This window comes from Winogradskyella ursingii, from assembly GCF_013403975.1.
Classification (GTDB): domain Bacteria; phylum Bacteroidota; class Bacteroidia; order Flavobacteriales; family Flavobacteriaceae; genus Winogradskyella; species Winogradskyella ursingii.
Genome location: NZ_JABFDH010000009.1, coordinates 1 through 5,139 on the forward strand (window position 1 = coordinate 1; position 5,139 = coordinate 5,139).

Sequence of the window (5,139 nt, forward strand, 5' to 3'; positions counted from 1 at the left end):
CTGAAAATTGGAAAACTACCATTTTACCTAATAATTGTGGTTTTTGTTTTTCTATTGGCTGTACTTCAAGATTACATTTATAGCAGAATACATCAAACAGGTTTTTATCTATCGGAATCTTCACTTTACAATACTTTTTGGATATTTTTCATTCCTTTTACCATTTTTATAAACCGACTGATAAAAATTATTAATCCTAACAATAAATTGAGTAAACTTCCACTGAATTTAGGAATTGGAATCGTTTTTAGTTTTTTGCATATAATACTGTTTGCGTCTTTATTTGTGTTTGTTAGCAGCTTAATTTTTAGTCCTACACATCGGTTTTTAAATATTTTTAATAGTTTGTTTTCTAATCAATTCTATATCGCTTTACTGTGGTATATCGTTTTCCCCGCAATTTATATTTCAAAACTTAAACCTACCTATTCAAAAAAACCTTATTCCGATAAAATTAATTTAAAAATTGGTTCAAAAATTTTAAGTGTTTCAACTTCAGCTATACAATTTATTTCGACTGATAAACCCTATTCCATTGTTCACACAAATGGCAAAAAGATTTTGGACAATAAAAGCCTAAAGGAATTTGAAACTGAACTCGACCCAACTATTTTTTTAAGAGTACATCGTTCATCAATTATTAACGCTACTTACGTCAAAGAACTAAAATCAAGAAATAATGGCGATTATGACGCCACACTTAAAAACGGTCAAGTTATTCGGTTAAGCAGACATTTTAGAAATAATTGGATAAAGCTAATCCAGTAAGCTATTTATGAACACCACACAGGCAATTTGTAGCAAAATGTGGTGTTAGATACTACTTCAACACCTACATTTATTGGAAAAAATTTATAAATGACACGATTTTTTAAAATAGTATTGCTGCTGTTGGCTTGTTTAAATTTATCAAGTTGTAACAGTCAAAATACCAAAAATGAGACGAATACTTTAAGTGATGATTTTGACAAATCAATACCATTTTATTACAAGCTTCCCAAAAACTTATCCGCAACCGATACAAGTCCTGCATTTAAAGAAAAAGGGCGGAAAATTTTGCTTACAGGAACTGTTTATCAAATAGACGGCAAAACACCAGCTTCAGATGTAATTCTTTACTATTATCAAACAAACTCGAACGGAATTTATGCTACAAAAGAAAGCGAAAAAAGGAATATGCCTAAAAATAAATTAGGTCAGACTCACGGCTACATCAGAGGTTGGCTAAAAACAGATGAACAAGGAAAATATTCAATTTACACAGTAAAACCAGGCACATACCCAAGTAGAGACGAACCTGCACACGTACATATTACCGTTGATGAGAAAAATATGGAAGAACCTTATTACATTGACGATTTTGTGTTTGACAATGACCCACTTTTAACCACTCAACGCAGAAAAAAAATGGAAAACCGAGGAGGAAGTGGAGTAATACGTTTTGTGCAAAAAGATAATTTGTGGGTTGGAGAACGAAATATCATTTTAGGTTTAAATATCCCCAAATACCCAATCCAAAGCGCAAATTATAAATTATCAGGTAAAAACATTGGCGAAGATATTATTTCATTTACACCATTCCACGCCTATGGTGCTGACAAAGGAAAAAAAACCTGCCCTATTTGCAAATACGGTTGGTATCACGGAATTTTATATTTTGTAGGTAATAAACCAAATTGGAACGAAATAAAAGATTGGCTTAAATTTTTGGACGTAGAAAGCCAAAAAAGAGAGAAGTATTTAAAAGTATATTTTGTTTATGGCAAAGACACAAACTACAATAAAAACGAAAGAACACAAGAATTGGAAGAACTTGGAACTGAACTCGATTTAAAAAAAGTTGCCTTGACTTTTGTATCTTCTTTTAAGGATAAAACTTCAGAAGTGCATTTGAATAAGATTGACCCAAACGTGAGAAATACAATTTTGCTTTACAAACGGAGCACCATAATAGAGAAATACGTTGACCTTAAACCAAATCAAAAGAATTTCAAGAAAATTTCCGAAAGACTTGACGAAACTGCAAACCAATATTTTAAACTTTCAAGACCAAAGCAGGAATAAAGCCAGCGTACAACAACGTATAAAAATAATTGCGGCTTCGGTGCTTAAACCAAGCTGCTTTTTTTATATTTAAGGTTTAATATAATCCGAAAAGTTTGGGTTTAAAAAACCGCTACTATTCTTATACAAAATCGTTGTGTGCAATTATCCAAAACCAGAAACATTGATAAGAAACATTCATAAAACAATACTTCTTGGACTTGTAACTTTTTTAATAATCAGTTGCAATCGACATAAATCAATCGAGAATAAAAGCTCAAAGGAAATTGTCGAACATTTTGCTACCGAGTTTTTAAATGATGACAGAATTCATTCCGTTTCTATTGCGCTTTACAATAACGGAAAAGAATCTACATTTCATTTTGGAGAACAAAATCCAAATAAGAAAAACCCACCAACCGACTCTACGCTTTATGAACTGGCCTCTGTAACCAAGACCTTTACTGGGACAATGGTTGCAAAGGCAGTTCTTGACGGTAAAATATCGCTTGACGATGATATTCGTAAATATTTGCCACAGGAATATTCCAATTTTGAACACGAGGGAGAAATAATAACAATCAAAGATATCATAACCCATACAGGCGGATTTCCCAATTTTCCACCCAATGATGAAAACAAGAAAGCATTTTGGAATGGTTTGCATCAAGTAGAAATTAGCTCTAAACCTGGAACGGAATTCCATTATTCAAATACTGCGCCTGAAATAACTGCATACATTCTTGAGAAAACTTATGAAGTTCCATACCAAAGACTTATTGAAGAATATATTTTAAATCCTAACGAAATGACAAACACCAAGTTTGTCCTCGGTGCAAAAGACAAAAATTTGTTGATACAAGGCTACAATGGAGAGAAAGAACCTCAAGAACATTTTCAAAACAATCTTTGGGGCGGAATTGCAGGGATTCATTCAAACACAAGAGACTTAATCAAGTACATTAAATATCATTTGAACGATTCAATCCCAGAAGTTCAAGAATCCCATAAAAGTTTCTACAAAACACAATACGATTTTGATATCGGCTATCATTGGAATATTGTTGAGATTGAAAATGAAGTATGTTATCGTCATCACGGCGGAATTTGGGGAATGCAAAATTGGCTTATGATTTTTCCGGAGTCAAATATTGGAATTGCTGTATTATCGAATGCCAGTTTTGGAGGTAACGCACTATCAAAAGGAATAGATGATAGGCTTGAAGAACTAGCTTTAAACATTAAAAAAGAAATAACTGCACACAACAATGGCTATAAGTAATTGCTTGTTCTCGCCTACTTCTGAAAATCCTCGCGGATTTTCAGTTTGGTGTGTACTTGCAAAGTTAACCGCAAACCCACGCAACTACTCATAGCCGAGTCCGTTAGCTTTAATGCTGGAGCAAGTTTGCGGAATTGAAAAAAGCCTGTTTGTTTTTCGATTTTTTTTGAATTTTAAGAAAGTAAAAACCGAAAAATTATGTTGCCGAATTTTGAAAAATACGCTGAATTATCACTCAAACTCTGAATTGAATTGCGTCTGACTTTTTAGCTCGTTTGCGGAATCGAAAACTGAATTGATAAGTCGGAATCTCACTCAATCGGAATTTAGCAAGTTGCGGAATTGCTCACTCAAATCTGAATTAAAAATATTGCAGAATTTAAGCAAGTTTGCGGAATCGAAAACTACTGAATTTACTCAAACTCTGAAAACATAAATTAACTGAAAAACGAAAATTCGGAATGAATTATTAAACGGACAAAAAAGCACTAAAAGCTAACAACGTATATAAAAAATTGCTATTTTGTGCTTAATTCTATGGTCGTTGCACGTTTGCTACGTCTGATTTTCCTTCGGAAAATCCTCGCACGCAAACCCGCAACTTTCCATATACAAAACCGTTGGCAGTAATATAACGACCATGAAGGAAATCATAAGAACACCTGAAAATAGATTTGAGAATTTGGAAGATTACAACTTTCAAAGTAATTATTTAAATGTTGAAGATGGTTTAAGGTTGCATTACCTTGATGAGGGCAATGATAACAATCCAACTATTTTACTGCTTCACGGAGAACCAAGTTGGTCGTATTTATATCGTAAAATGATTCCTATTCTTTCGAATAATTTTCGAGTTGTTGCACCAGATTTAATTGGATTTGGTAAGTCGGATAAATTAGTTAGCCAACAAGACTATTCTTATCAAAAACACATTGATTGGATTTCAACCTTTATAGAAAAACTTGATTTAAAAAACATCGTTCTTTTTTGTCAAGATTGGGGAGGATTAACTGGTTTACGAATTATAACGGAAATGAATAATAGGTTTGACATGGTCATTGCTTCTAATACAACCTTACCAACAGGCAAAACACCTGTGCCAGAGAGTTTTTTACAATGGAGAGCATATTCACAACATTCAACTGGGTTCAATATTGGAAAGGTAATAGATACGGGAACTATTCAATCCCTATCCGAAAAGGTTTTTGAAGCATACAATGCACCATTCCCTTCTGAAGAATATAAAGCCGGAGCAAGAATTTTCCCAACATTAGTACCAATTGACCAAGATGACCCTGAATCAATTAAAAATCTTAAAGCATGGGAGAAATTAAAATCTTGGAACAAACCATTTTTAACCATATTTGGAGATGAAGACGATATAATGATTGGAGCAGAAAAAGCATTTCAAAAAATAGTTCCAGGGGCTAAAGAACAAAATCATAAAATCCTCAATGCTGGTCATTTTATCCAAGAAGAAAAAGGAGAAGAACTCGCAGAATTAATAATTGAATTTTATAATAAAAATACTACTGCCAACAATGTATAAAAATAATTGCTTCGGACTTGCCCACTCGGAAAATCCTACGGATTTCCCTCTGGTTCATTCCATTTTTGCTAAATTAGTCGCTTAAACTCGCAACTATTCTTATACGAACCGTTGTACGCAAGCTAAAAGAAACATTGGAACAATCAATTTACATAAGCGAAAAATTCAAAATCCTGAAAATTGGAAAACTACCATTTTACCTAATAATTGTGGTTTTTGTTTTTCTATTGGCTGTACTTCAAGATTACATTTATAGCAGAATACA

Annotated in this window: 4 protein-coding genes; all 4 read left to right on the forward strand. The window is 33.0% G+C overall.

Annotation, left to right across the window (positions count from 1 at the left end):
- Nucleotides 1-768: LytR/AlgR family response regulator transcription factor (locus HM983_RS15805; RefSeq protein ID WP_218841879.1), on the forward strand; the 768-nt coding region annotated here is incomplete at its 5' end.
- Between the two features lie 90 nt (nucleotides 769-858).
- Complete coding sequence (locus HM983_RS15655) at nucleotides 859-2,064, forward strand: dioxygenase family protein (protein WP_179346686.1); 1,206 nt, start codon at nucleotides 859-861, stop codon at nucleotides 2,062-2,064.
- A 163-nt stretch (nucleotides 2,065-2,227) separates the two neighbouring features.
- Entirely contained in the window at nucleotides 2,228-3,325 is a 1,098-nt protein-coding gene (locus tag HM983_RS15660; RefSeq protein ID WP_179346687.1) for a serine hydrolase domain-containing protein, read from the forward strand.
- 640 nt (nucleotides 3,326-3,965) lie between these two features.
- Nucleotides 3,966-4,874: a haloalkane dehalogenase gene (locus tag HM983_RS15665; RefSeq protein ID WP_179346688.1), complete on the forward strand. Its 909-nt coding sequence runs from the start codon at nucleotides 3,966-3,968 to the stop codon at nucleotides 4,872-4,874.
- Nucleotides 4,875-5,139 lie beyond the last annotated feature (265 nt).